This window comes from Streptosporangium pseudovulgare (genome assembly GCF_014648055.1).
Classification (GTDB): domain Bacteria; phylum Actinomycetota; class Actinomycetes; order Streptosporangiales; family Streptosporangiaceae; genus Streptosporangium; species Streptosporangium pseudovulgare.
Genome location: NZ_BMQJ01000006.1, coordinates 81166 through 104654, shown reverse-complemented (window position 1 = coordinate 104654; position 23489 = coordinate 81166). Strand labels below are relative to the sequence as shown.

Genomic DNA, 23489 nt, shown 5'->3' with positions numbered 1-23489 from the left:
GCCGTACGGCGTGTGACGGTGACGGCCGGACCGGCCGGGCCCGAACGGGCCGGGCCGGTCAGACGGGGCGGACGGGTCAGGCGAACTCGGCCGCGACCAGCTCGGCGATCTCCGCGGCGTTCAGGGCCGCACCCTTGCGGAGGTTGTCCCCGCAGACGAACAGGTCGAGGGTGTTGGGGAAGTCGAGCGCCTGGCGGATCCGGCCGACGTAGGTCGGGTCGGTGCCGACGACGTCGGCCGGGGTCGGGAAGACACCGTTGGCCGGGTCGTCCATGACGACCACGGTGGGCGCGGCCTCCAGGATCCGGTGGGCGTCGGCGACGGTGATCTCACGCTCGAAGGTCGCGTGCACGGCCAGCGAGTGGGTCGTGATCACCGGGACCCGCACGCAGGTCGCCGAGACCTTCAGGTCGTCGATCCCGAGGATCTTCCGGGACTCGTTGCGGAGCTTGATCTCCTCGGAGGCCCAGCCGCCGTCCTTGAGCGAACCCGCCCACGGCACGACGTTGAACGCCACCGGAGCCGGGAACGGCGACTCGGCCTCGCCCAGCGCGTTCTGCAGGGCCTTGCGCACGTCACCGGCGGTCTGCCCGACCGTCCGGTCGCCGGCCAGGGCCTCGATCTCGTCGTAGAGGCGTGCCGAGCCCGCCACGCCCGCGCCGGAGACCGCCTGGTAGGAGGCGACCACCAGCTCGCGCAGGCCGTACTCGGCGTGCAGCGCGCCCATCGCGGCCATCATCGACAACGTGGTGCAGTTGGGGGTGGAGATGATGCCCAGCGGCCGCTCCCGCGCGGCCTCGGGATTCACCTCCGGCACGACCAGCGGCACCTGGGGGTTCATCCGGAAGGTGCCTGACTTGTCGATGACGGTCGCGCCACGCTCGGCCGCGACCGGCACCCACACCGCGGAGACCTCGTCCGGCACGTCGAAGATCGCGATGTCGACGCCGTCGAAGACCTCGGGGGTCAGCTCCTGGACGACCACGTCCTCACCGCGGACCTGAAGGACCTTCCCGGCCGACCGGGCGGACGCGACGAGCTTGATCTCGCCGTAGACGTCCTCCCGGTGGGAGATGATGTCGCGCATGACGGTGCCCACGGCACCGGTCGCGCCGATCAGGGCGAGGGTCGGCTTGCGGCTCATCGTCCGGTACCTCCGTAGACCACTGCCTCGACCTGGTCGGCGTCGAGGTTGAACGCGTGGTGCGCGGCGGTGACCGCCGCGTCGACCTCGTCCTGTCCGACGATCACCGAGATGCGGATCTCCGAGGTGGAGATCATCTCGATGTTCACTCCCGCGTTGGCGATGGCCGCGAAGAACGTCGCGGTGACGCCGGGGTGCGAGCGCATGCCCGCGCCGATCAGCGACACCTTGCCGATCTGGTCGTCGAAGAGCAGCGACTCGAACCCGATGCGGTCCTGGATCTTCTTCAGCGCGGTCAGCGCCGTGGAGCTGTCGGTCGTGGGCAGCGTGAAGGAGATGTCCGTACGGCCGGTCGCCGCCGCCGACACGTTCTGCACGATCATGTCGATGTTGATCTCAGCGTCCGCCAGCGTTTTGAAGATCGTGGCAGCCTCGCCGACCTTGTCGGGCACCCCGACAACGGTGATCTTGGCCTCGCTCCGGTCGTGCGCGACGCCGGAGATTATCGGCTGCTCCATCTCTGTTCCTTCGCTGTCGGGGTCGGAGACGACCCACGTGCCTTCCTTGGTGCTGAACGAGCTTCTGACGTGGATCGGCAGGTTGAACCGGCGCGCGTACTCCACGCAGCGGAGGTGCAGGATCTTCGCCCCGCAGGCCGCCATCTCCATCATCTCGTCGTAGGAGATCCTGGGGATCTTACGGGCGGTCGGGACGATGCGCGGGTCGGCGGTGAAGATGCCGTCCACGTCGGTGTAGATCTCGCAGACGTCGGCTTCCAGGGCGGCGGCGAGGGCGACGGCGGTCGTGTCGGATCCGCCCCGGCCGAGCGTGGTGATGTCCTTGGTGTCCTGGGAGACACCCTGGAACCCCGCCACGATCGCGATCTGGCCGTTGCCGAGGGCCTCCTGGATCCGGCCGGGCGTCACGTCGATGATGCGCGCGCGGCCGTGGGAGGAGTCGGTGATGACACCGGCCTGGGAGCCGGTGAACGACCGGGCCTCGTGGCCGAGGTTGGCGATCGCCATCGCCAGCAGCGCCATCGAGATGCGCTCGCCGGAGGTGAGGAGCATGTCGAGCTCGCGGCCCGGGGGCAGCGGCGAGACCTGCTGGGCGAGGTCCAGCAGTTCGTCGGTGGTGTCACCCATCGCCGAGACGATCACCACGACGTCGTTGCCGGCTTTTTTCGTCGCGACGATCCGCTGCGCGACCCGCTTGATGCAGGACGCGTCGGCGACGGACGAACCACCGTACTTCTGTACAACGAGCGCCACGAGATCTCTCCGAAGCAATCTGGGGCTGTGGAGCCCTCAGTCTACTTGCGCCCCGTCGAGCTTTTTCGGGCCTGACCACGATGTGGACAGGTCAGACCGTGGTACGCTCCTCCGCCACGTCGAGGCGCGTGTGCGCGACGAGCGCCTGGAGCGCCCGCAGGGCGGCACCCGCGTGGTTGCCCCACGTGTTGAAGTAGGAGTACTGCCACCACCACAGGGCCTCCAGCGGCCGGCCCGCCTGGTAGTGCCGGAGCCCGTGGATGAGGTCGGCTGCCACCGCGGTCAGGTCGTCCGACAGCCGGTAGGGCGTCACCGAGGTGTCCTTGTAGGGGTCGAAGACCTCGGCGTAGTCGTCGACCGGGCCCAGGCGCTCGGCGAGGGTGGTCCGGACGCCGTCGACGTCCGGGTCCTCGCTCAGGTGCGGCTCCCAGTTGCCGGAGAGGATCACGTCCTGGCAGGCGCCGAGCTGGGCACCGGCGGAGCTGACCTGCGCCACCTCCACCAGCAGCAGCGGCAGGATGGCGTCGCCGCCCTCTCCGCCCGCCAGCCGGGTCAACCCGTCGATGTAGTCGCGCGCGTGGACGGCGATCCGGTCGGCCAGGTCGGCCCATGCGTCAGACATCCAGCAGCCTTCTTCCTTCGAACGCGCGGCCCAGGGTGACCTCGTCGGCGTACTCGAGGTCACCGCCCACGGGCAGGCCGCTGGCGAGTCGTGTGACTTTCAGGCCCATCGGCTTCACCAGACGGGCGAGGTACGTCGCCGTCGCCTCCCCCTCCAGGTTGGGGTCGGTGGCGATGATCAGCTCCGTCACCCGGCCGTCGGCCAGGCGCGTCATCAGTTCCCGGATGCGCAGGTCGTCGGGGCCGACTCCGTCGATCGGGCTGATCGCTCCGCCGAGCACGTGGTAGCGGCCCCGGAACTCACGGGTCTTCTCGATGGCCACCACGTCCTTGGACTCCTCCACGACGCAGATGACGTGGGTGTCGCGCCGGGTGTCACGGCAGATCCGGCACTCCTCCTCGGCGGCGACGTTGCCGCAGACGCGGCAGAAGCGGACCTTGTCCTTGACCTCCAGCAGGGCGTGGGCGAGCCGCTTGACGTCGGCGGGCTCCGCTGCCAGCAGGTGGAACGCGATCCGCTGCGCGCTCTTGGGACCGACGCCCGGCAGCATGCCGAGCTCGTCGATCAGGTTCTGGAGGACCCCCTCGTACATGGCTCAGAATCCGGGAAGCTGGCCGAGGCCGCCCCCGCCGCCGAGGCCCTGCGCGAGCGGACCGAGCTTCTCCTGCTGGAGGTCGGCCGCCGAGCGCACGGCGTCCCGGATGGCGGCGATGACCAGGTCGGCGATCGTGTCGGCCGTCTCCTGGCGGTCACCGGTGTCGACGGCCTCCGCCTTGATCTTCAGTTCGAGCAGTTCGCCGCTGCCGTTGACCGTGGCCACGACGAGCCCGCCGCCCGCCGAGCCCTGCACCTGGGCGTCGTTCAGCTCCTGCTGGGCGCTGACGAGTTGCTGCTGCATGAGCTGCGCCTGCTCCAGCAGTTGCTGCAGGTTTACATCCCCTGGGTTCACCGTCGTGTGCTCCTCGTCCGTGACGTCAGTCGTCACGAGCCTACGGGGTCCGGACCGGCTGTTGCACTGGCCCGGGCACGTGTTCCCCAGAGGGGGACGCTAAACCCCCTGTCGGGTCCCGGCCCCCCTCCAAGACGTCCGGGACCCGACGTGACACGCACCGGAGCGGCCGCGTACGGCAACGTGTTGACGGAAATTTAACCGGACCCGGGCCCGTCACACATTGCATTTGTTCAATAACCCGGTGCGCTTCTTCCCGGTGCCGGGGACCCGGACGTGACGAGCCGCCCCGGAGCGCCGGGCGAGGGACCGGCCGCGCCCGGCACGGAAGACCGCCGCGGGAGCCCACCGCGCGGAGAGCGGCCCCGTACGGCCCGGCGCCGCGCGTCAGGCGTGGTCGATCTCCTCGATGATCTGACCGCCCAGTTCCCGTTGGATGAGCGCCATGCCGGTCAGCGCGTCGACGTCGGCGTCCGCGTCGTTCAGCGGATCGACCTCGTCGCCGTCCGGCGCGGGCACGCGTCCCGGCACCTTGTCCGGCCAGGCGGGCCTGGCGCCGCCGGCCTTCGGGCCCGTCTGCGCCGCCGCCCTCGCGGCCGAGCGGGCGGCGGCGAGGCCGGGGGCCGGGGAGGGCGGCGAGCCGGGGTCGTCGGGAAGCGGCGCGTCCGGCCACGAATCGTCGGTGGGCGGGGAGGACTGACGCGCGGGAGGGGCCTGCCGGGCCGCCGGAGCCTGCGCCGAGGCGGGCCCCGGAGCCGATCCCGAGGCGGGACCCGAAGCGGCCCCCGGGGCGTGCCCCTGCGCGGGGTCCTGGCGCGGCTGGGCCGGCTGCGGGGCCGGCTGGACCGGCTGGGGAGGCGGGCCCGCCGGGGGGCGGGCGCCGCCGGACGGGCCGCCGCCCGCCACGACGGCCTCGACCTTCCAGGAGCCGCCCAGCACGTCCTGCAGGGCCGCCGCGACGACGACGTCCTTGCCGCCGCCGGTGAAGTTGCGCATCGCGCCGACCTGGGCGAACCCCAGCGTGACGAGCTTTCCTTCGACCCCCACGACCTGGGCGTTGGTGTTGACGTTCGCCCAGACCACGATGCTGCGCCGTTTGAGGGCGGCGAGCACCTGCGGCCACGCCTGCTGCACCGCCGCGGCCCCCGTCCCGGTCATCGCGCCGGCGACCGGGGCCGCCGGGGTCACCGGGGCCGCGGGGGCCTGGGGTTCGGCCGCGGGGGCGCCCGGTCTGGTCACGGCGGGCCAGTCGTCGTCCGCGCGGGTCCGCTCCACCGGGGCCGGAGCCGTACCCGCGGGGGCGGCCGGGGCCTGCACGGGCGGCGCGACCGGGACCTGCGCGGGCGGCGTGGCCTGGGCCGCCGGGGAGGGGGCCGCCACGGCCGGAGCCACCTGCACCGGCGGGGCGGCGACGGCGGGGACGGCGGGAGCCGCCGCGAGGCCGCCGCGCTCCAGCCGTTCCAGACGGCTCAGCAGCGCCGCCTCGTCCCGGCCGGTCCCGGGCAGGAGCGTCCGGGCGCACATCAGCTCCAGCATCAGCCGGGGCGAGGCCGCGCCGCGCATCTCGGTCAGGCCGGCGTTGAAGATCTCGGCGGCGCGGGTCAGCTCGGCCGGGCCCATCGAGGCGGCCTGCTCGCGGAGCCGGTCGAGCTCGTCGGCGGGCCGGTCGAGCAGCCCGCTCTCGGCCGCCTCGGGCACGTTGGCCAGGATCACCAGGTCACGGAAGCGCTCCAGCAGGTCCATCGCGAACCTGCGGGGGTCGTGACCTCCCTCGATCACCCGGCCGACCGTCTGGAAGACCCGGGCGCCGTCACGGGCGGCGAAGGCGGCGACCACGTCGTCGAGCAGGCCGCCGTCGGTGTAGCCCAGCAGGGAGACGGCGCGCGCGTAGGTGATGCCCGACTCGTCGGACCCGGCGAAGAGCTGGTCGAGGATGGACAGCGAGTCACGGGCCGAGCCGGCGCCCGCCCGGATCACCAGCGGCAGCGCGGCGGGCTCGAACGGGACCTTCTCCGCGGTGAGGATCTCCTCCATGAGCGCGCGCAGCGCGGCGGGCGGGATCAGCCGGAAGGGGTAGTGGTGGGTCCGGGACTTGATCGTCCCGATGACCTTCTCGGGCTCGGTGGTCGCGAAGACGAACTTCAGGTGCGGCGGGGGCTCCTCGACGAGCTTGAGCAGCGCGTTGAAACCCTCGCGGGTCACCATGTGCGCCTCGTCGATGATGTAGATCTTGTAGCGCGCCGACACGGGCGCGAAGAAGGCCCGCTCGCGCAGGTCGCGGGCGTCGTCCACACCACCGTGCGAGGCGGCGTCGATCTCGATGACGTCGAGGTGGCCGGGGCCGGTGGGGGCCAGCGCGACGCAGGACTCGCATTTTCCGCAGGGATCGGGCGTCGGCCCCTGCTCGCAGTTCAGCGAACGGGCCAGGATCCGGGCGCTGGAGGTCTTACCGCAGCCCCGGGGCCCGCTGAACAGGTAGGCGTGGCTGATCCGGCCGCTCCGCAGCGCCTGCCGCAGCGGCTCTGTGACGTGCTCCTGGCCCTTGACCTCGGCGAAGGTCCCGGGCCGGTACTTGCGGTAAAGCGCAAGACTCATGCGACCATCCCGCCTGCGAGGGGTCCTGAAACGAAGAGAACCCCTCGCACACCCGCCAGAGCCTGCTTATCCTTGCTGCCTTCCGGCCCTGGGGAGGTTCACAGGATGACGCCGCGCGAGGGGTCCGAGGACAGTCTAACGTCTGACCGGAGTGTTCGGGGCACCGAATATGCGGTCACCGCACTCCGAAAGTTCGGTAAGCTTCTCCACGGAGGATTCGCCTAGTTGGCCTAGGGCGCACGCTTGGAAAGCGTGTTGGGGGCAACCCCTCAGGAGTTCGAATCTCCTATCCTCCGCCGCCCGAAGGGGCCGGAGCGCACACGCGCCCCGGCCCCTTCGCCGTATCCGCCCGTCTTCACCCCGCGCCGGCCCGCGCGATTCGTCCGGACCACGCGCGGGGGATGCCCGATGAGCACGGCGGGCGCGCGACGTTCGGCGAGGGGTGTCCGGACCGGCTCTCCCACGCGGAGCGCCGGGCCGCGGAGGAGCCGTGACCTCCCGTCCGTCATCCGGTTCCGCCGGAATGTCCCGGCCTCCCCGGGGCAGTGGAAGGTCCCAAGCGGATCGAAGGGACATCGGCGATGGACTTCAAAGATGACGCCCGGCTCGACACCTCACAGGTGGAGAGCGGCGGCAGGGGCGGCTTCCCCGGCGGTGGCATCGCCGTCGGCGGCGGCGCGGCCGGGATCATCGCGCTCATCGTGGCTCTGATATTCGGCGTCAACCCCGGGAACATCACCGGCGGCGACGGCCCCGCCCCGGTGAACCCCAGCTCCAACCTGGCCTCCGAGTGCAAGACCGGCCAGGACGCCGACCAGAACGAGCAGTGCCGGATCGTCGGCGTGGTCAACAGCATCCAGGACTACTGGCCCGAGGTCGTGCGGAACTACACGCCGGCCAAGACGGTCATGTTCTCCGGCCAGGTCAACACCGGCTGCGGCGCCGCCGACGCCTCGGTCGGCCCGTTCTACTGCCCCGCCGACCAGCGGGTCTACCTCGATCTCAGCTTCTTCGACGAGCTCCAGAGCCGGTTCGGCGCCAAGGGCGGCCCGTTCGCCCAGGCCTACGTCGTCGGCCACGAGTACGGTCACCACGTGCAGAACCTCCTCGGCACCAACGCCAAGGCGGAGGGGGACCGGCAGGGGCCGGAGAGCGGTTCGGTCCGGCTGGAGCTGCAGGCCGACTGCTACTCCGGCGCCTGGGCCAAGAACGCCTACAAGACCGGCCTGTTCGCCAAGCCGTTCAGCCAGACCGACATCGAAGAGGCGATCAGCGCGGCCTCGGCCGTGGGCGACGACAGCATCCAGAAGCGCACCCAGGGCCGGGTCGACCCCGAGGGGTTCACCCACGGAACGTCGGCGCAGCGTGTCAAGTGGTTCACCACCGGCTACGAGAGCGGCGACCCCAACAAGTGCGACACCTTCGCGGGCGACGTCTGAGAGGCCCGCGACCTGCGGAATGAGCCGCCCGGCGGACATCCGGCGGGCATGACGCCCGATACTCTCATAAACTACATAGTGTGATCTTCAAGATGATCGGCGACGGACGGCCCTACCCGGACCACGGCCTCTCGCACCGCGAGTGGGCGCAGATACCGCCACGGCAGATCCGGCTCGACACCCTGATCACCACGAAGGCGGTGCTGGACCTGCACTCCCTGCTCGCCAAGGACTCCACCTTCTACGGCGACCTGTTCCCGCACGTGGTGCAGTGGCGCGGCGAGCTGTACCTGGAGGACGGCCTGCACCGCGCGCTGCGGGCGGCGCTGCACCAGCGCTCGATCCTGCACGCCAGGGTGCTGGATCTGCCGGGCGACTGAGCCGGCGCGGCCCGCCGGAGGGGCGGGGAGGGCGGAAAACGGAAAAGGCTCCCGGCTGACGATGCCGGGAGCCTTTCGCTGTGGCGGTGGAGGTGGGATTTGAACCCACGGATGAGTTGCCCCATCACACGCTTTCGAGGCGTGCGCCCTCGGCCACTAGGCGACTCCACCGCGGAGCAGCTTACCGGATAACCGCTATTGCTCGCGCATCCGCCGGACGGAGAAGAAATCGGTGAGGATCCCGGCGCACTCGTCGGCCAGCACGCCCCTCACCACCTCGGGCCGGTGGTTGAGACGACGGTCCCTGACGACGTCCCAGAGCGAGCCCACGGCGCCGCCCTTGGCGTCGGCGGCGCCGTACACGACACGGTCGACCCGCGCCAGTACGGCGGCGCCGGCGCACATCGTGCAGGGCTCCAGGGTCACCACCAGCGTGCAGCCGTCCAGCCGCCACTCCCCGCGCGCCCGCGCGGCCCCCCTCAGGGCGAGGACCTCGGCGTGGGCGGTGGGATCGGCCAGGGACTCGCGGTCGTTGCCGGCCCGGGCCAGCACGGCGCCCTCGGCGTCCACGACGACCGCGCCGACCGGCACCTCGCCGCGGGCGCCGGCCCGCGCCGCCTGGTCGAGGGCGAGCCGCATCACGGGGATGTAGCCGGCCTCCACCCCGGATCCGCCGGGTCGGGCGGGCCCGCCGGACCCCGCCACGGTCATCGCAGCCGGTCGAGTTCGTCGGCGAACGAGAGCCGCTCGGCGATGACCGAGAGCGTGTCCGCGGGGAGGACGCCCTCCTCCATGCTGAGCTCGATCAGCTCCTCGGAGGTGACGCCGAGGTCGTCCAGCAGCTCGAAGTCGCCGGCGGGCCGTACGCCGATCTCGGGCGTCTCCTTGGCCGGCGCGACCCCGGCCAGATCGCTGAAGATCTCCCCGATCCCCTCCGAGAGCCCCGCCTGCGCGTCGGAGAGGAAGGCACGGGGCTCCTCGTCACCGTCGTAGCGGACGATCCCGAACCATTCGTCCTCCACCTCCACGCACAGCAGGACCAGTTCGTCGCCGTCGAGTCCGAGGTGCTCGGTGACGGCGTCACCGAGGTCGTCCGCCATCTCGGCGGAGCCGAGATCGACCTCCGCGCCCTTCCACCCGTCGGGGGTGCGGACGAAGGCCGCCGAGAACACGCTGCTTGCTGATGGGCTGGAGGACATGGCCGATCTCCCAAGGTCAGCCGAACATCGAGTCGATGGCGCGTTCGAACGGCTCGGAGAATCCCAGCCGCGCGGCGATGCTGGACAGCACGTCCTCGGGAAGCAGGTCGACGTCGCCGGAGAGGATGCCGAGCTCCATCTCGTCGAGACCCAGGTCCGCGAAGATCGAGAGATCGCCGGCGGGAAGGGCGGTGTCCTCGTCCTGGAGGATCGCGTCGAGCTCCTCCTCGTCGGGCACCGGCACGTCGAGGTACTCCAGCACCTGCTCGGCGAGCGGGAAGTCCCAGGACGCGGCGATGTCGGACAGGAAGACGTCCACCCGTTCGCCGAACACCCGTAGCGCCACGAAGAACTCATCCCCAACGGCGACCAGACCAATCGTGCCGCTCATGCTCGGCTGCTGGCGCAGGGCGTAGATCAGGCCGTCCAGGTCGGAGGTGAGGGCCGTGGGGAGCACCTCCGCCTCCCATACGTCGTCCTCGCGGTAGACGACGATGGCGAAGTCGAGTGCCTCTTGATCTGACATGGCCATCCCCACCGATGCGTTCTCTCCGGGCGTCAATGCTTTCAGAACCAGCCTGCGAGCGTACGTCTCTCCTACCAAATCGTGATCAAACTCAAAGTGAAAGTGGGGCACATCACGTACGGACTCCACCGTTATCCCTCACCTCGGCATACGGGATACCGTTGGCCTCCATGGAGACCCTGGTCGTCGACCACCCGCTGGTGGCACACAAACTGACCGTGCTGCGGAACGCGGAGACGGATTCACCCACATTCCGTCGCCTCGCCGACGAGCTCGTGACCCTGCTCGCCTACGAGGCCACCCGGCACGTCCGTGTGACCGACGTGACCGTGGAGACCCCGGTCGCGCCGGCCAAGGGTGTACGGCTGGCGCAGCCGTACCCGCTGGTGGTGCCGATCCTGCGGGCGGGCCTGGGCATGCTGGACGGCATGACGAGGCTGTTGCCGACGGCCGAGGTGGGTTTCCTCGGGATGATCCGCAACGAGTCGACGCTCAAGGCCGAGACCTACGCCACCCGCCTGCCCGACGACCTGTCGGGCCGCCAGGTCTACGTGGTCGACCCGATGCTCGCCACCGGCGGCACCCTGGCCGCGGCCGTCGAGTTCCTCTTCGAGCGCGGCGCGTACGACGTGACCGCGCTGTGCCTGCTGGCCGCCCCGGAGGGCATCGCCCACATGGACCGGGTGTTCGCGGGCAGCGGACGGCCGATCCGCCTGGTCACCGCGGCGGTGGACGAGCGGCTGGACGAGAACGGCTACATCGTCCCCGGCCTCGGTGACGCCGGTGACCGTCTTTACGGGGTCGTCTGAGAAAACTTCCCTTCCGATAGAAGGGACGTTCTGCAACTTTCGACTCCGTAATGTTACTCTCTGGGTACTCAGAGTAGCGAAAGCGGCTCTTGCGTGCCCCGGTTCGCGAGGGCCGCGGGCGCATACCAGGGAGAACCATGAGCGAGCGAATCACGCCGGGCAAGGAGCCCGACCCGTACGAGGCCGTCAGCGCCGCGCTGCGGGCCGAGTTCTCCGGGATCCATCCGGCCGCCACGGTGACCCGCTGCGTGGAGGCGGCGCACTACGGCGCGCTGGAGGTGACCGGCCACGTCCATCCCGGACTGGTGGAGCGGATCGCCCGCAAGCATCTCGAGGTTCTCGCGCTCGTCGCGAGCGAGCGCGGGTGACCGGGAAAAAGCCATTCTGTCCGATTCGTCAGGTCTACCGAACGGGGCCAGACGTAATGGACCGAAGCGCTTTACCCGGCGAATGGCATGGGTAATGTATACGGCGGGTGCAGTGGGTTAGCGGTTGCAGGAGGCCGAAGTGCAGGTCAAGAAGGTTCTTACGTACGGCGGTATTGCTTTTGTGGCGTTCTTCCTGTTCACCCGACCAGGTGACGCCGCCAGCACGGTGAGGAGCGCCATGGACACTGTGTACAACGCGGCCGACTCTCTGGCCCAGTTCGTCTCCCATCTGTCATGAGGCTTGTGACCCACGGGGACTCAGCTCCCTCGTCGGTCAACCGCTACCTGCTCCCCCACGAACACCAGGTCATCATGGTGCGGCGTCACCCGGCCGTACTGCTCCGCCCGGTCGCCGAGGTCTTCGGCGGCCTGATCATCGCCGGGCTGCTGAGCAAGTGGCTCGGCGACCAGGGCGGCGGCGGCGCGCTCGTCGTCGTCTGGTGGGCCTGGCTCCTGCTGCTGATCCGCTTCGTCTGGAAGGTGGCGGAGTGGTCGGTCGACTACTTCGTCGTCACGTCCAAGCGGATGCTGCTCACCACGGGCCTGATCACCCGCAAGGTCGACATGATGCCGCTGGGCAAGGTCACCGACATGAGCTTCCAGCGGTCGCTGCTCGGCCGCATGATGGGGTACGGCGAGTTCGTCCTGGAGTCGGCCGGCCAGGACCAGGCCCTGTCGAGGATTCCCTACATTCCCTACCCCGAGACGCTCTACCTTGAGGTGTGTCAGATGATCTTCCCCGGGGGAAGTGACGATGATTAGTGCCTCTTCGTCCTTTACGGCGGTGCCTTAGCGGAGAGTCCACCCGATATTTTTCACGCGGGGTTACCTTATTCGACTGCTTCGTGCAATCATGGCGGGAACATTGACCATCCCCCGCCCTGAGAGATCAGATGCCGAGTCAGGGAACCATCGGTGACCGCGTCCGCGGACTGCGGCTCAGTAGGCGCATGTCTCAGGCCCAGCTGGCCGGGCCTGACCTCTCCGACAGTTACGTCTCTCTCATCGAGTCCGGCAAGCGCACGCCGACTCCCGTGGTCGCGCGCCTCCTCGCCGAACGCCTGGGCTGCACCACCGAGTTCCTGCTGCACGGCATCGAACCGCGCCAGCGCATCGACACCGAACTCGGGCTGCGCCATGCCGAGCTGGAGCTCCTCCACGGCGACCCGGCCGTGGCCGCGGAGCGGTTCGGCGAGATCGTCAAGGTGGCCGGCGAGGAGAACGTCCTGCTGGGCGCGCACGCGCGGTTCGGCCGCGCGCGGGCACTGGAGGCCCAGGGGAGGATCGGGCCGGCCGTGGAGGCGTTCGAGTGGCTCCGCCGCGAGGCGGCCGCCCACCCCGAGCGTCTGGCCGACCTGCCCCTCACCGTGGCGCTGAGCCGCTGCTACCAGCGCGCCGGAGACATCCTGCGCGCCCGCGACCTGGCCGCCCAGGCGCTCGTCCAGGTGGAGAGACTCGCGCTGACGCAGGGCGAGGTCGCCGTCGATCTCGCCGCCTCCCTCATGGAGACCGAGAACCCCCGGCAGCCGCACTCGCCGGGCATGGCCTACATCCGCCGGATTCTGGCCGACAACGGCATGCCCGCCGTGGTCAACCGCACCGCCGAGATCCACGCGCTGTGGCGGGCGAGCCTCGCCGCGGCAGAGGGCGAGGACTCCGCCCTGGCCGTGCATCTGGCCGACGACGCCATCGCGACCGGCCGCCCGGCCCGGATGGCGTTCCGGCTCGCCGGCGTCGCGACGAGCTGGGCACGGCTGGCCGCCTCCACGGGCGAGGAGCCGCTGGAGCAGGCCGGCGAGCTGGTGACCGCCGCGGGCCGCGTCTTCGCCGCGTTCCCCGGGGCCGTCCACGAGCACGCCCGGAGTCTCGTCGCCCTCGCCCGGGTGCGGTTCGCCGGCGACGACCCCGAGAACGCCGCCCGGCTGGCCGGGTCCGCCCTCGCCATGCTGGACGGGCGGGCCTCCCCCGTCGCGGCGACCGCACAGCTCCTGCTCGCCGAGATCGCGCTCGCCCACGGCGACCGCGACGTGCCGGTCATCCTGCACCGGGCCGGGCAGCTGCTCGACAGGCCGCGCCCGGCGGGCTCCGCGCCCGACCGCGAGGCGGCACGGGCCTGGCGTGAGCTGGGTGACCTGTACGGACGAGCCGGAGCGGGCGAGGAACAGGCGGGCGCGTATCGTAAGGCCCTGGAAGCCGCCGGAGTGCGCAGCGCGATGGTGGGGGTGACGGTCGACTCCGCTCTGGCCCGGTAGAGATCGGCGCTCCGCCAGACCTGGATTTGTTTTCAAGCCTCCGGAATAATTAGGGTCTACCAGTCATTGACTCATAGGATGATTGGTTTCCCCGGAGGAGGCGGACTGTGAGTCTGCGTACGGCGCAGCGCGCGTCCCTCGTCGACCAGGTGATCGATCAGCTCAAGGAGCAGATCACATCGAACTCCTGGCAGATGCACGCGAAAATCCCTACCGAGACCGTGCTCGCCGAGCAGCTCGGGGTCGGACGCAACACCGTGCGCGAGGCCGTACGAGCGCTCACCCATGCCGGGCTGCTGGAGTGCCGCCAGGGTGACGGCACCTACGTCCGCGCGACGAGTGAGCTTTCAGGAGCCATGCAGCGGAGGTTGCGCACCGCCGAGCAGCTGGAGATCCTGGAGGTGCGGCGCGCCCTGGAGGTCGAGGCCGCCCGCCTGGCGGCGACCCGGCGCACCGACGCCGACATCGCCCGCATCCGGAGCGCCCTGGCCGAGCGCGAGCGGGCCTGGGAGTCCGGCGGGCCCGAGGCGTTCGTCGAGGCCGACCTCGCCTTCCACATCGCGGTCGTCGAGGCGACCCATAACCGGGTGCTGAGCGACCTCTACGAGGACTTCTCGGCCGCCCTGCGGGCCAGCATCACCGCCGCGGGCACCTCCATCAACAGCACCTACATCCCGCACGACGCCATCGCCCGCGCCATCGCGGACGGTGACGTGGCCGCCGCGGAGCGCGCCGGTCACGCGTGCATGGAGCACATCCTGATCTCCCTGACCGAGGCCCAGGAACTGTCCAACTGATCCGCGGGCCCGATCGGCACATGGGAACGCCCCGTCTCCTTCCCTTCGGGGTCGCTGGGAGGCGGGGCGTTCTCGCGTCTCAGGGCCGGTGTTCCCGCGCCTTCCGGGGCGGTCGGGGCGGCGTCACACCGCGCGCAGGGACATCGTGAGGTAGCGGAAGGCGGGGTCGGCGTCGCCGGGGACCTCGGTGATGAGCGCCGGGCGGCTGGAGGACTGCATGTGAATCCGGGCGAACTCGGTCTCGACCCCGCTCAGGCCGTCGAGCAGGAAATGCGACTGGAAGGCGATCTGGATGGGATCGCCGGACAGCTCGACGTCCATGGACTCGGCGCCGCGGCCGATCTCGCCACCACCCGCCTGGATGAACACCTGACCGTGGTCGAACGACAGCCGGATCGCGGTGTTGCGCTCGGCGACCAGCCCGACCCGCCTGATCGCCTCGATGAACGGGGCCACCCGCACGTCGGCCCGGATCGGCCAGTCCTCGGTCAGCCGGGAGCGGTAGTCGATGAACTGCTCATCGAGCAGGCGGACCGTGGTGCTGCGGTCGACGCTCTCGAACCCGGCGACGCCGTCGCCCAGCCCGATCGACACCTCGCCCCCGCGCAGCGACTTGGCCACCTCGACGAGTGCCCGTGCGGGCACCACGGCGGCGGCGGTGGCATCGGGCCGCTCCGGCCGCCAGTCGAACTCCCGGGCCGCGATGCGGTAGCGGTCGGTGGCCGCCATGGTCACGGTCTCGCCGGCGATGTCGATCCGGACGCCGGTCAGCATGGGCAGCGCCTCGTCGCGGCTGGTGGCGGGGGCGACCTGCCCGACCGCGGTCGCGAAGACGCCGCCGCCGATCGCGCCGAGCCTCGCCGGCGTCGCGGGCAGGGCGGGGAAGTCCTCCACCGGCATGGTGGGCAGGCCGAACTCGATGCTCCCGCAGGTCAGCACCGCCTCGGCCCCGCTGGTGACGATCTCCACCGGCTGGGCGGGCAGGCTGCGGGTGATCTCCGCGAGGACCCTGCCGGGGACGAGCGCCCGGCCGGGCTCGGCCACGTCGGCCTCGGCCGAGACTCGGGCGGAGACCTCGTAGTCGAAGGCCGAGAGCACGATGTCGTCTCCGGCCTCCAGGAGAAGGCCGGAGAGCACGGGGATGGCCGGGCGGCTCGGCAACGCCCGGGCCGACCAGGCCACGGCGTCGGCCAGGACATCACGGTTAACCCGGAACTTCACCTGATCATCCCTTCGTCCTGAACGGCACGGCGGAATCGCGGGCCGTACCCATCAGAAGGTAGCCGGTGTGACCGACAGAACCCATGCAAAGCCCATATGCTCCGGCGTTTCCCGAAAGCGGGGCCGTTTCCGGCCGACGCGAGGCCGGCCGCCCAGGGGTACGGGCGGAACCGGCCGGGGACCTCGTGAAGGTCTCAGCTCTCCCGGGCCGCGTCGAGGTAGGCCAGGACGGCGAGGACCCTGCGGTTGTCGTCGTCCGACGGGGAGAGGCCGAGCTTGCCGAAGATGCTCGCCGTGTGCTTGCCGACGGCGCTCTCGCTGAGGTACAGGCGCTGGGAGATGGCGGCGTTGGAACGCCCCTCGGCCATCAGGGACAGCACCTCCCGCTCCCGCGGGGTCAGCGCGCCCAGCGGCTCGTGCCGGGCGTTGCTGGCCAGCAGCTTGGCGATCACCTCGGGGTCCATCGCGGTGCCCCCGTCGGCGACCCGGCGGACCGCGTCGACGAACTGCCCGGAGTTGAACACCCGGTCCTTGAGGAGGTAGCCGATCCCGCCGGAGCCGTCGGCGAGCAGCTCACGCGCGTACAGCTGCTCGACGTGCTGGGACAGCACGAGCACCGGCAGGCCGGGGACCTCCCTGCGGGCGGCCAGCGCGGCCTGGAGGCCCTCGTCGGTGAACGTGGGCGGCAGCCGCACGTCCACCACGGCGACGTCGGGGCGCTCGCCGACCAGCGCCCGCAGCAGCTCGGGCCCGGTCTCGACCGCCGCGACGACCTCGAACCCGTGGGCCTGGAGCAGGTGGACCAGGCCCTCCCTCAGCAGGTGGAGGTCTTCGGCGATGACGATTCGCGGGCTCACCCGTCCAACCCTAGGGCCGGTCCGGCCCGTTCGATCAGCCGCCGGTGCGAGTGCGCGGAGGTGATCGCCATGGCCGCGCCGTACATGGCCAGGCCGAGGAGGACATTGAAGACGATCATCGGCCACTGCAACGGTCCGGGCAGGTAGAGGGCGAGGAACCAGCTCCTCTCGTCGGATCCGAAGATCTTGAAGCTCATCGCGACCAGGCCCTGCGGGAACAGGGGGAGCCAGCCGAGCCCCCAGCCCAGGGCCACCGCGACGCGCCGCCACCCCCTCAGCGGCACCTTGTCCTCGGACGCGTCTCCGCCCCCTGCGAGTGGAAGGTCGATGGTGGCCGTGGTCGGCCCGCCGGGTGGGCTGTTCAGCGCCAGCACCCCGTCGAAGGCCGCCAGCCGCCGCTCGACCCCGCGCAGGCCGCTGCCCCGGGCGGGGTCGGCGCCTCCCGAGCCGTCGTCGGTGACGGTCACCCGCAGGGCCCCGTCCCGGACGCCGATGTCGATCCACACGCGGTCCGCGCCGCCGTGCCGGGCCGCGTTGGTGAGCAGCTCGCTGATCGAGAAGTAGACCGCCGACTCGACGGGCGCCGCGGGCCGCTTCCCCAGGTCCGCGGTGACCGTGACCTTCAGGGGGCTGTCCAGCGCCATGGCCCGTACGGCGTCGCCGAGGCCGCGTTCGGCCAGCACCGGCGGGTGGATGCCCCTGACCAGGTCGCGCAGTTCGGTGAGCGCCACCGACGACGCCTCGCGCGCCTTGGCGAGCAGGACCTTGGCCGCCCCGGGATCTTTGTCCATCAGCTCCTCGACCGCGCCCAGCGTCATGCCCATGGCCACCAGCCGCGCCTGGGCGCCGTCGTGCAGGTCGCGCTCGATCCGCCGCAGCTCGGCCGCCTGGGAGTCGGCCGTCTCCGTCCTGAGCTGGTCGAGCCGGCGGACCCGCCCGGCCAGCACGGACCTGGCGGTGGGCGCGAGGCACAGGTGGGTCCACCAGCCGTAGAGCCGCAGCAGCCAGGGCACCGCGGCCACCCCGGCCACGATGACGGCGACCCCCGACGGCACGGTCAAGGGGGTCTGGCGCCACAGCAGGTCCAGGCCGCACCAGACCGCGGCGAGGGGCAGGAGAAGCAGGCTTCCGCCGACGAGCGGGTTCAGCCAGAGCCAGGCCAGGTCCCGCCAGGTGGCCGGGTCGGTGAACATCCACTTCCAGCGGTCGTGCCACGCGGGCCACCGCGGTGTCCTGTAGAGCTGGCGCTCGTGGCGGTACCAGCCGTCCGGCTGGGGCCGGGGAGGGGGCGGGGGCGGCAGGTAGGGCGGCTCCGTCGCGACGCCCAGCCACGCGCCGGTCAGCCGCCTGGCGAGCATGGTGCGGCGCCTGACGAGACCGATCATGGGCATGAAGAAGAAGACCAGGCCCAGTGCGGCGAGGACGGCGGCGACCAGGGATGTCGTGAGCAGGAGGACGTCCGTCAGGGCCAGGGCTCCCAACGCCAGCGCCCGGCCGATCGTCACCGCGTGTCGTCTCATGCCCACCAGTGTCCGGGTTCGGTGCCCGCCTTCCAATGACCTCAGGCACCCGGCGGGGGTGGAGGTAGCCCCACCCCCGCCGGGTGCCCAGGTGGATTCCGCGTGATCCGCCGGATTTCTAACGTCGTCGTCATGAAGGTCATCGAAGTCAGCGATCTCCGCAAGGAATACCGCGGCAGGAACGTGGTGGACGGCGTCTCGTTCACCGTCGAGGAGGGCGAGATCTTCGGCGTCCTCGGTCCCAACGGCGCGGGCAAGACCACCACCGTCGAGTGCGTGGCGGGCCTGCGCGTCCCCGACTCCGGCACCGTCCGGGTGCTCGGAGGCATGGGCCCCGCCGAGGTCAGGAGGCACCTCGGCGTGCAGCTGCAGAGCTCCGCGCTGCCGGCGAAGATCAAGGTCTGGGAGGCGCTCGACCTGTACGCCTCCTTCTACCCGGCGCCCGCAGACACCGGCGCGCTGCTGGAGCGGGTCGGGCTCACCGCCAGGCGGGACGCCTACTACGGCAAGCTCTCCGGCGGCCAGCAGCAGCGGCTGTCCATCGCCCTGGCGCTGGTCGGCCGGCCCCGCGTGGCGATCCTCGACGAGCTGACCACCGGCCTGGACCCGCAGGCCCGCCGCGACACCTGGGAGCTCATCGAGCAGGTCCGCGCCGACGGGGTGACGATCGTGCTGGTCACCCACTTCATGGAGGAGGCCGAACGGCTCTGCGACCGGCTCGCGCTGATCGACTCCGGCCGGGTGGTGGCCCTCGACAGCCCGGAGGGGCTGGTGTCGCGGATCGGCAGCCCGCAGCGCGTACGGTTCCGGCCCTCCCGCCCGTTCGACGACGCGATCCTGCGCGCCCTGCCGGAGGTGACCGGGGTGCGGCACGAGGACGGCCGGGTCGAGGTCTCGGGCACCGGCGACCTCCTCCCGCCGGTCGTCTCCGCCCTGGCCGCGGCCGGTGTCACACCGGCCGACCTGCGGATCGAGCAGGCCACCCTCGACGACGCCTTCCTCGCCCTGACCGGAAAGAAGATCTCCGCATGAACAAGATGATCATCACCGAGGCCAAACTCTTCCTCCGCGATCCGGCCGGGCCGATCTTCGCCATCCTGCTCCCGCTGGCCCTCCTGCTGGGGCTGGGCAGCATCCCCGGCTTCGGCGAGCCGGACCCGGCGATGGGCGGGCAGCGGGTCATCGACACCCAGCTCCCCGGCATGATGGTGATCCTGTCGGTGGTGACGATGGCGCTGACGGCGCTGCCGGCCACGCTGGTCGCCTACCGGGAGAACGGCGTGCTGCGCCGGATGTCCACCACCCCGGTCAGCCCGGTCCGGCTGCTGGTCGCCCAGGTGGTGAACAACCTCGCGGTGGCGATCGTCGCCACCGTCCTGCTGATCGTGCTGGGTCACCTGTTCCTCGGCGTGGCCGTACCCCGGAACCTCCTGGCGTTCACCGGCGTGTTCGCGCTCGGCACCGCCTCGGTGCTCGGTCTCGGCCTGCTGGTCGCCGCCGTCGCGCCCAGCTCGAAGGTCGCGTCCGGGATCGGCTCGCTGCTGATGTTCCCGCTGCTGTTCGTGGCGGGCATGTGGATCCCCCGCGAGCTGATGCCGGACGTGATGCGCCGGATCGGCGACTTCCTGCCGCTGGCGCCGTTCGGCCAGGCGATCCGCGACACCTGGGCGGGCCACGCGCCGCAGCCGCTGCACCTGGCGGTGATGGCGGTGACGGTGCTGGCCACCGGCGCGCTGGCGGCGCGGCTGTTCCGGTGGGAGTGATCCGGGGCGGGTCCCGGCGGCACCGACCCGATCATGGCGACCGACGCCGCCGCACCGGTCACGGCACCGCCCGGATCACACCGCCGCACCGGTCACGGCACCGGGACGGCGTCGACCGGGCCGCGGCGGCCGGGCGCCGCAGGCCGGGTGGCGCCGTTGACGGTGAGCATGATCGAGTAGAGCGAGGTGGTGGCGGTGACGAACAGCACGTTGCGCTTGGCGCCGCCGAAGCACAGGTTGGACGCCGCCTCGGGGAAACGGATCTTTCCGATCAGCGTGCCGTCCGGGTCGAAGCAGTGCACGCCGTCTCCGGCCGCGGCCCAGATCCGCCCGTCGGTGTCCACGCGGAGGCCGTCGAAGATCCCGGAGGAGCAGGTGGCGAGCGCCGCGCCGCCCGTGAGCGCGCCGTCCTCGCCCACCCCGAACGCCCGGATGTGACCGGCCCGGGTGTCGACGATGTAGAGCGTCGACTCGTCGGGGGAGAAGGCCAGGCCGTTGGGGCGGACGAAGTCGTCGGCCACGATCGCGGCCTCCCCGGTGACCGGGTCCACCCGATAGACGTGGCAGGCTCCGATCTCGCTCTCCGCCCGGTGCCCCTCGTAGTCGCTGTCGATGCCGTAGGACGGATCGGTGAACCAGATCGAGCCGTCCGACCGCACCACCACGTCGTTGGGGCTGTTCAGCCTCCGCCCCCGCCACCGGTCGGCGATGACCGTGATGGAGCCGTCGTGCTCGGTTCTGGTGACCCGGCGGTTCCCCTGCTCGCAGGAGACCAGCCGGCCCTCACGGTCGATGGTGTGGCCGTTGGCGTGTCCGGCGGGCTGCCGGAACGTGCCGACCACGCCGGTCGTCTCGTCCCAGCGGAGCATCCGGTCATTGGGGATGTCGCTCCAGAGCAGGTACCGGCCCGCGGGGAAGTAGACCGGGCCCTCGGCCCAGCGGCAGCCCGTGGCGAGCCGCTCGATGCGGTCGTCGCCCCGGCATGCCCGGAACCGGTCGTCCAGGACCTCAAAACGTGCCTCGATCACTTCCATACTGCACCTTCCGAATCTCATCCTGCGTAAACCTAATCTCACAAGACACCATTCGGTCAAGCGGCGAAATACAGATTGTGGTTCGGCGCTACGATGTCATCGTGGACGACATCGACCGTGAACTCCTCGCCCTGCTCCAGGCCGACGCCACCCAGTCGTACGCGGCGCTCGGCGAGGCAGTCGGACTGTCCAGCGGCGCCACCCACGAGCGCGTGCGCAAACTCCGCCGACGCGGGGTGATCAGGCGGACCTCGGTGGAGGTCGACCCGGCTGCGGTGGGCAAGGGCGTGGCCGCGTTCGTGATGGTCGACGCCAACGCGTGGATGGGCGGTGCGGAGACGGCGGAGGCACTGGCCGCGCTCCCCTGGATCGAGGAGGCCCACGTCGTCGCCGGGTCCGCCTCGCTGCTCGTGAAGGTGCGCACCTCCAGCACCGAGGATCTGCAGGCCGTACTGAGACACCTGCACGGTGTGCCCGGTGTCACCGGCACCCGGACCGTGGTGGTGCTGGAGACCTTCTTCGAGCGTCCCCTCGACCCCCGCGGCGACCGGCCCTGACCCTCCCGGGACGCCCGGGACCGGCGGTCGTAAGACGCGCAGGCGTCGCGCATCTCCTCGATGTGGCTCCCGGCCCGCGGCTTGATGGCCCGCATGACCGGCCGGAGGTCCCGCCCGGACGCGTCCGGTCCGCCCGGGTCCCCCGCGGGATCACGGGTGGGAGGGCGGAGACGTCTGTGCGACGCTTGGCGGCATGCTGACACTGGCGCACGTGAGCGACACCCACATCGGCGGTTCCCCCGACAGCGTCGAGAGGACCCGGGCCGTCATGCGGCACCTGGACGGCCTGCCCGGCCCACTGGACGCCGTGATCGTGACCGGGGACGTCGCCGACCACGGCACGGTCGAGGAGTACGAGACCGCGCGCGAACTGCTCGCCTCCCGCCACCCCACGGTCATGTGCCCGGGCAACCACGACACCCGGGCGGCGTTCCGCAAGGTCCTCCTCGGCCAGGACGGCGGCGGCGACGACCCGGTCGACCAGGTCCTGCGGCTCGACGGCCTCACCGTGGCGCTGTGCGACTCCAGCGTCCCGGGCCGGCCGGAGGGCTTCCTTTCGGACGGGACGCTCGCCTGGCTGGACGCCGTCCTCGCCGAGGACCCCGATACGCCCGCGCTGGTGGGCATGCACCATCCGCCCGTGTCGCTGGGCATCCCGTACGTCGACGAGATCCGCCTGCGCGCGCCGGAGCGGCTGGCGGAGGTCCTGCGGCGGCATCCGCGGGTGACGGCGGTGCTCACCGGCCACGCCCACACCGCGGCGAGCACCACCTTCGCCGGACTGCCCCTGCTCGTCGCCCCCGGCGTCGTCTCGACCCTGCTGCTGCCGCAGGAGTCTCCCGCCGCCGAGCCGGTCGACTACGGCTTCCCGCCGCAGATCTCCATCCACGTCCTCGCGGACGGCCGTCTCACCACCCACACGCGCCCGGTCGTCACGCACCCGGCCGGCTGACCGCGGCCCCGGCCGCTCCGGCTCCGGCTCCGGCTCCGGGTATCCCCGCCTCGCGGTACCGCTGCGGGCTGACGCCGAACGCGCGCTTGAAGGCGGCGCTGAGGGCGAACGGGCCGCCGTAGCCGACCTGCCGGGCCACCGCGCCGACGGTGGCGTCGGTCTCGCGCAGCAGGTCGGCGGCCAGGGCCAGCCGCCAGCCGGTGAGGAACGCCATGGGCGGCTCGCCGACCAGCTCGGTGAAGCGGCGCGCCAGCGACGCCCGGGACACGCCTGCCCCGGCGGCCAGCCCGGCCACGGTCCAGGGGTGGGCCGGGTCATTGTGGATCATCCGCAGCGCGCGGCCGACCACCGGGTCGGCGTGCGCCCGGTACCAGGCCGGGGCCTCCGCCTCGGGCCGGGAGAACCACCTCCGCAGCACGGTGATGAGCAGGAGGTCGAGCAGCCGGTCGAGGACGGCCTCCTGGCCCGGGTCGTCCCTGACGATCTCCTGGTCGAGCAGCGCGGCCAGGGGGCGCTCGCGGTCCTCCCCGGGGAGGACCAGCAGCGGCGGCAGCGCCGTGAGCAGCCGCCCGCTGACCTCCCCGCGCATCTGGTAGGTGCCGGTGAGCAGCACCGTCGATCCGGTGGAGCTGTTTCCCCAGGTGCGCACGCCGAGGCCCATCTCCTCCTCCAGCGGCTCGCCGCCCAGCGTGGTGCAGCGCTGGCCGGGGTGGATCACCACCTGCCAGGGGGTGGCCGGGTCGTCGGCGACCGTGTAGGGGTCGGGGCCGCGCGCTATCGCGACGTCCCCCGTGTCCAGCCGTACGGCCTCGCCGTCGTCGGGGATCATCCACGCCCGGCCCCGCGTCACGGTGACCAGGGTGAGCGGCGCCTCGTCCTGGATCCGCAGGGACCACGGGGAATCCAGGATCGAGCGCAGCAGGAAGGCCCGGTGGGCCCGCGGCCCGTCCAGCAGACCGGCGAGTGCGTCCATGGCTCCATCCTAGACGTTCAAATATGAAATATCGCCTTTCGAGCATTTGGGGTCTCATCCGGAACGCTTGACCGGGGATGGAGATGTCGTGGGATCCGGGGCCCAGACGAGACGGACGCCGGGCGGCGGACCGGCCCGCGGCGAGGAACGGCCGCCGGATCAGCACTCGACGCGCCACCGGACCAGCACGCGACGCGCCGC

Annotated in this window: 26 protein-coding genes, 2 tRNA genes and 1 other RNA gene; 13 read left to right on the top strand and 16 right to left on the bottom strand. The window is 71.4% G+C overall.

The genetic code is table 11. The features are described 5' to 3' along the window. Nucleotides 1-76: 76 nt before the first annotated feature. The 7 genes from IEZ10_RS14070 to ffs form a co-directional block, all read right to left on the bottom strand. A complete protein-coding gene (locus IEZ10_RS14070) occupies nucleotides 77-1144 on the bottom strand; it encodes an aspartate-semialdehyde dehydrogenase (RefSeq protein ID WP_189246940.1) in 1068 nt (355 codons plus the stop codon). Further along, nucleotides 1141-2415: an aspartate kinase gene (locus IEZ10_RS14065; protein ID WP_189246939.1), complete on the bottom strand. Its 1275-nt coding sequence runs from the start codon at nucleotides 2413-2415 to the stop codon at nucleotides 1141-1143. Before IEZ10_RS14065 ends, IEZ10_RS14070 begins: the two co-directional genes overlap by 4 nt. 91 nt (nucleotides 2416-2506) lie before the next feature. Beyond that, nucleotides 2507-3037, bottom strand: a complete 531-nt coding sequence (locus tag IEZ10_RS14060) for a DUF5063 domain-containing protein (protein ID WP_189246938.1) — start codon at nucleotides 3035-3037, stop codon at nucleotides 2507-2509. Continuing rightward, nucleotides 3030-3629, bottom strand: a complete 600-nt coding sequence (gene recR, locus IEZ10_RS14055) for a recombination mediator RecR (protein ID WP_179821753.1) — start codon at nucleotides 3627-3629, stop codon at nucleotides 3030-3032. Before recR ends, IEZ10_RS14060 begins: the two co-directional genes overlap by 8 nt. A 3-nt stretch (nucleotides 3630-3632) precedes the next feature. After that, entirely contained in the window at nucleotides 3633-3986 is a 354-nt protein-coding gene (locus IEZ10_RS14050) for a YbaB/EbfC family nucleoid-associated protein (RefSeq protein ID WP_179823331.1), read from the bottom strand. A 387-nt stretch (nucleotides 3987-4373) separates the two neighbouring features. Beyond that, nucleotides 4374-6581 (bottom strand): DNA polymerase III subunit gamma and tau, encoded by a 2208-nt coding sequence (locus IEZ10_RS14045; RefSeq protein ID WP_189246937.1) that lies wholly within the window; start codon nucleotides 6579-6581, stop codon nucleotides 4374-4376. A 32-nt stretch (nucleotides 6582-6613) separates the two neighbouring features. Beyond that, an RNA gene (ffs, locus tag IEZ10_RS14040) (signal recognition particle sRNA small type) lies at nucleotides 6614-6709 on the bottom strand. Between the two features lie 82 nt (nucleotides 6710-6791). On the opposite strand from ffs, the gene IEZ10_RS14035 reads away from it, so the two are divergent. From IEZ10_RS14035 to IEZ10_RS14025, 3 genes are all read left to right on the top strand, one after another. Continuing rightward, a tRNA-Ser gene (locus IEZ10_RS14035) sits at nucleotides 6792-6877 on the top strand. A 285-nt stretch (nucleotides 6878-7162) separates the two neighbouring features. After that, nucleotides 7163-8020, top strand: coding sequence for a KPN_02809 family neutral zinc metallopeptidase (gene ypfJ / locus IEZ10_RS14030; protein WP_189246936.1), 858 nt, complete (start codon nucleotides 7163-7165; stop codon nucleotides 8018-8020). 80 nt (nucleotides 8021-8100) lie between these two features. Then, entirely contained in the window at nucleotides 8101-8400 is a 300-nt protein-coding gene (locus tag IEZ10_RS14025; protein ID WP_189246935.1) for a type II toxin-antitoxin system VapB family antitoxin, read from the top strand. Nucleotides 8401-8481: 81 nt separating this feature from the next. Here the strand turns inward: IEZ10_RS14025 and IEZ10_RS14020 are convergent. The 4 genes from IEZ10_RS14020 to IEZ10_RS14005 form a co-directional block, all read right to left on the bottom strand. Next, a tRNA-Ser gene (locus IEZ10_RS14020) sits at nucleotides 8482-8571 on the bottom strand. A gap of 24 nt (nucleotides 8572-8595) precedes the next feature. Beyond that, the gene (gene tadA / locus IEZ10_RS14015) at nucleotides 8596-9039 is read right to left on the bottom strand and encodes a tRNA adenosine(34) deaminase TadA (RefSeq protein WP_179823329.1); all 444 of its coding nucleotides are present in this window, start codon (nucleotides 9037-9039) and stop codon (nucleotides 8596-8598) included. Between the two features lie 68 nt (nucleotides 9040-9107). Next, nucleotides 9108-9599 carry a tRNA adenosine deaminase-associated protein gene (locus tag IEZ10_RS14010; protein ID WP_189246933.1) on the bottom strand — a complete coding sequence of 164 codons (492 nt, stop codon included), beginning with the start codon at nucleotides 9597-9599 and terminating at the stop codon, nucleotides 9108-9110. Between the two features lie 16 nt (nucleotides 9600-9615). Further along, nucleotides 9616-10125, bottom strand: coding sequence for a tRNA adenosine deaminase-associated protein (locus tag IEZ10_RS14005; RefSeq protein WP_179821743.1), 510 nt, complete (start codon nucleotides 10123-10125; stop codon nucleotides 9616-9618). A gap of 170 nt (nucleotides 10126-10295) precedes the next feature. Here IEZ10_RS14005 and upp point away from each other — a divergent pair, with 170 nt between their 5' ends. The 6 genes from upp to IEZ10_RS13975 all read left to right on the top strand — a co-directional run bounded on the left by upp (nucleotide 10296) and on the right by IEZ10_RS13975 (nucleotide 14411). Further along, nucleotides 10296-10934 (top strand): uracil phosphoribosyltransferase, encoded by a 639-nt coding sequence (upp, locus tag IEZ10_RS14000; RefSeq protein ID WP_189246932.1) that lies wholly within the window; start codon nucleotides 10296-10298, stop codon nucleotides 10932-10934. 137 nt (nucleotides 10935-11071) lie between these two features. Beyond that, on the top strand, nucleotides 11072-11302 hold the full coding sequence (locus IEZ10_RS13995) for a hypothetical protein (RefSeq protein WP_189246931.1): 231 nt from the start codon (nucleotides 11072-11074) through the stop codon (nucleotides 11300-11302). 139 nt (nucleotides 11303-11441) lie between these two features. Continuing rightward, nucleotides 11442-11600: a hypothetical protein gene (locus IEZ10_RS13990; RefSeq protein WP_179821737.1), complete on the top strand. Its 159-nt coding sequence runs from the start codon at nucleotides 11442-11444 to the stop codon at nucleotides 11598-11600. Further along, complete coding sequence (locus tag IEZ10_RS13985; RefSeq protein ID WP_179821735.1) at nucleotides 11597-12124, top strand: PH domain-containing protein; 528 nt, start codon at nucleotides 11597-11599, stop codon at nucleotides 12122-12124. The genes IEZ10_RS13990 and IEZ10_RS13985 overlap by 4 nt, the downstream gene beginning before the upstream one ends. A gap of 131 nt (nucleotides 12125-12255) precedes the next feature. After that, nucleotides 12256-13614 (top strand): helix-turn-helix domain-containing protein, encoded by a 1359-nt coding sequence (locus IEZ10_RS13980; protein WP_189246930.1) that lies wholly within the window; start codon nucleotides 12256-12258, stop codon nucleotides 13612-13614. Between the two features lie 107 nt (nucleotides 13615-13721). Beyond that, nucleotides 13722-14411, top strand: a complete 690-nt coding sequence (locus IEZ10_RS13975) for a FadR/GntR family transcriptional regulator (protein ID WP_189246929.1) — start codon at nucleotides 13722-13724, stop codon at nucleotides 14409-14411. A 123-nt stretch (nucleotides 14412-14534) separates the two neighbouring features. On the opposite strand, the gene dnaN is transcribed toward IEZ10_RS13975, so the two are convergent. The 3 genes from dnaN to IEZ10_RS13960 form a co-directional block, all read right to left on the bottom strand. Then, entirely contained in the window at nucleotides 14535-15632 is a 1098-nt protein-coding gene (dnaN, locus tag IEZ10_RS13970) for a DNA polymerase III subunit beta (RefSeq protein ID WP_189246928.1), read from the bottom strand. A 194-nt stretch (nucleotides 15633-15826) separates the two neighbouring features. Beyond that, on the bottom strand, nucleotides 15827-16489 hold the full coding sequence (locus IEZ10_RS13965) for a response regulator transcription factor (protein WP_189246927.1): 663 nt from the start codon (nucleotides 16487-16489) through the stop codon (nucleotides 15827-15829). After that, on the bottom strand, nucleotides 16486-18009 hold the full coding sequence (locus IEZ10_RS13960; RefSeq protein ID WP_189246926.1) for a sensor histidine kinase: 1524 nt from the start codon (nucleotides 18007-18009) through the stop codon (nucleotides 16486-16488). The genes IEZ10_RS13965 and IEZ10_RS13960 overlap by 4 nt, the downstream gene beginning before the upstream one ends. Nucleotides 18010-18141: 132 nt before the next feature. Here IEZ10_RS13960 and IEZ10_RS13955 point away from each other — a divergent pair, with 132 nt between their 5' ends. Both IEZ10_RS13955 and IEZ10_RS13950 read left to right on the top strand, forming a co-directional pair. Continuing rightward, a complete protein-coding gene (locus tag IEZ10_RS13955) occupies nucleotides 18142-19041 on the top strand; it encodes an ABC transporter ATP-binding protein (RefSeq protein ID WP_189246925.1) in 900 nt (299 codons plus the stop codon). Continuing rightward, nucleotides 19038-19772 (top strand): ABC transporter permease, encoded by a 735-nt coding sequence (locus tag IEZ10_RS13950; protein ID WP_189246924.1) that lies wholly within the window; start codon nucleotides 19038-19040, stop codon nucleotides 19770-19772. The genes IEZ10_RS13955 and IEZ10_RS13950 overlap by 4 nt, the downstream gene beginning before the upstream one ends. 92 nt (nucleotides 19773-19864) lie before the next feature. Here the strand turns inward: IEZ10_RS13950 and IEZ10_RS13945 are convergent, their stop codons facing one another. Next, nucleotides 19865-20806, bottom strand: coding sequence for an SMP-30/gluconolactonase/LRE family protein (locus IEZ10_RS13945; protein WP_189246923.1), 942 nt, complete (start codon nucleotides 20804-20806; stop codon nucleotides 19865-19867). Between the two features lie 101 nt (nucleotides 20807-20907). Here IEZ10_RS13945 and IEZ10_RS13940 point away from each other — a divergent pair, with 101 nt between their 5' ends. Both IEZ10_RS13940 and IEZ10_RS13935 read left to right on the top strand, forming a co-directional pair. Beyond that, the gene (locus IEZ10_RS13940) at nucleotides 20908-21363 is read left to right on the top strand and encodes an Lrp/AsnC family transcriptional regulator (RefSeq protein WP_229811246.1); all 456 of its coding nucleotides are present in this window, start codon (nucleotides 20908-20910) and stop codon (nucleotides 21361-21363) included. Between the two features lie 193 nt (nucleotides 21364-21556). Continuing rightward, on the top strand, nucleotides 21557-22315 hold the full coding sequence (locus tag IEZ10_RS13935; RefSeq protein WP_189246922.1) for a phosphodiesterase: 759 nt from the start codon (nucleotides 21557-21559) through the stop codon (nucleotides 22313-22315). On the opposite strand, the gene IEZ10_RS13930 is transcribed toward IEZ10_RS13935, so the two are convergent. After that, complete coding sequence (locus IEZ10_RS13930; RefSeq protein ID WP_189246921.1) at nucleotides 22296-23288, bottom strand: AraC family transcriptional regulator; 993 nt, start codon at nucleotides 23286-23288, stop codon at nucleotides 22296-22298. The genes IEZ10_RS13935 and IEZ10_RS13930 overlap by 20 nt on opposite strands. Nucleotides 23289-23489 lie beyond the last annotated feature (201 nt).

What these genes read in the sequence shown, in the direction of transcription:
- IEZ10_RS13945 (WP_189246923.1), bottom strand. Translation starts at nt 20,806, where the DNA reads ATGGAAGTGATCGAGGCACGTTTTGAGGTCCTGGACGACCGGTTCCGG.
- IEZ10_RS13960 (WP_189246926.1), bottom strand. Translation starts at nt 18,009, where the DNA reads ATGAGACGACACGCGGTGACGATCGGCCGGGCGCTGGCGTTGGGAGCC.
- IEZ10_RS13995 (WP_189246931.1), top strand. Translation starts at nt 11,072, where the DNA reads ATGAGCGAGCGAATCACGCCGGGCAAGGAGCCCGACCCGTACGAGGCC.
- IEZ10_RS14060 (WP_189246938.1), bottom strand. Translation starts at nt 3,037, where the DNA reads ATGTCTGACGCATGGGCCGACCTGGCCGACCGGATCGCCGTCCACGCG.
- tadA (WP_179823329.1), bottom strand. Translation starts at nt 9,039, where the DNA reads ATGCGGCTCGCCCTCGACCAGGCGGCGCGGGCCGGCGCCCGCGGCGAG.
- upp (WP_189246932.1), top strand. Translation starts at nt 10,296, where the DNA reads ATGGAGACCCTGGTCGTCGACCACCCGCTGGTGGCACACAAACTGACC.
- IEZ10_RS13955 (WP_189246925.1), top strand. Translation starts at nt 18,142, where the DNA reads ATGAAGGTCATCGAAGTCAGCGATCTCCGCAAGGAATACCGCGGCAGG.
- IEZ10_RS13950 (WP_189246924.1), top strand. Translation starts at nt 19,038, where the DNA reads ATGAACAAGATGATCATCACCGAGGCCAAACTCTTCCTCCGCGATCCG.
- IEZ10_RS13985 (WP_179821735.1), top strand. Translation starts at nt 11,597, where the DNA reads ATGAGGCTTGTGACCCACGGGGACTCAGCTCCCTCGTCGGTCAACCGC.
- IEZ10_RS13935 (WP_189246922.1), top strand. Translation starts at nt 21,557, where the DNA reads ATGCTGACACTGGCGCACGTGAGCGACACCCACATCGGCGGTTCCCCC.
- IEZ10_RS13980 (WP_189246930.1), top strand. Translation starts at nt 12,256, where the DNA reads ATGCCGAGTCAGGGAACCATCGGTGACCGCGTCCGCGGACTGCGGCTC.
- recR (WP_179821753.1), bottom strand. Translation starts at nt 3,629, where the DNA reads ATGTACGAGGGGGTCCTCCAGAACCTGATCGACGAGCTCGGCATGCTG.
- IEZ10_RS14070 (WP_189246940.1), bottom strand. Translation starts at nt 1,144, where the DNA reads ATGAGCCGCAAGCCGACCCTCGCCCTGATCGGCGCGACCGGTGCCGTG.
- ypfJ (WP_189246936.1), top strand. Translation starts at nt 7,163, where the DNA reads ATGGACTTCAAAGATGACGCCCGGCTCGACACCTCACAGGTGGAGAGC.
- IEZ10_RS14045 (WP_189246937.1), bottom strand. Translation starts at nt 6,581, where the DNA reads ATGAGTCTTGCGCTTTACCGCAAGTACCGGCCCGGGACCTTCGCCGAG.
- IEZ10_RS14010 (WP_189246933.1), bottom strand. Translation starts at nt 9,599, where the DNA reads ATGTCCTCCAGCCCATCAGCAAGCAGCGTGTTCTCGGCGGCCTTCGTC.
- IEZ10_RS14005 (WP_179821743.1), bottom strand. Translation starts at nt 10,125, where the DNA reads ATGTCAGATCAAGAGGCACTCGACTTCGCCATCGTCGTCTACCGCGAG.
- IEZ10_RS13930 (WP_189246921.1), bottom strand. Translation starts at nt 23,288, where the DNA reads ATGGACGCACTCGCCGGTCTGCTGGACGGGCCGCGGGCCCACCGGGCC.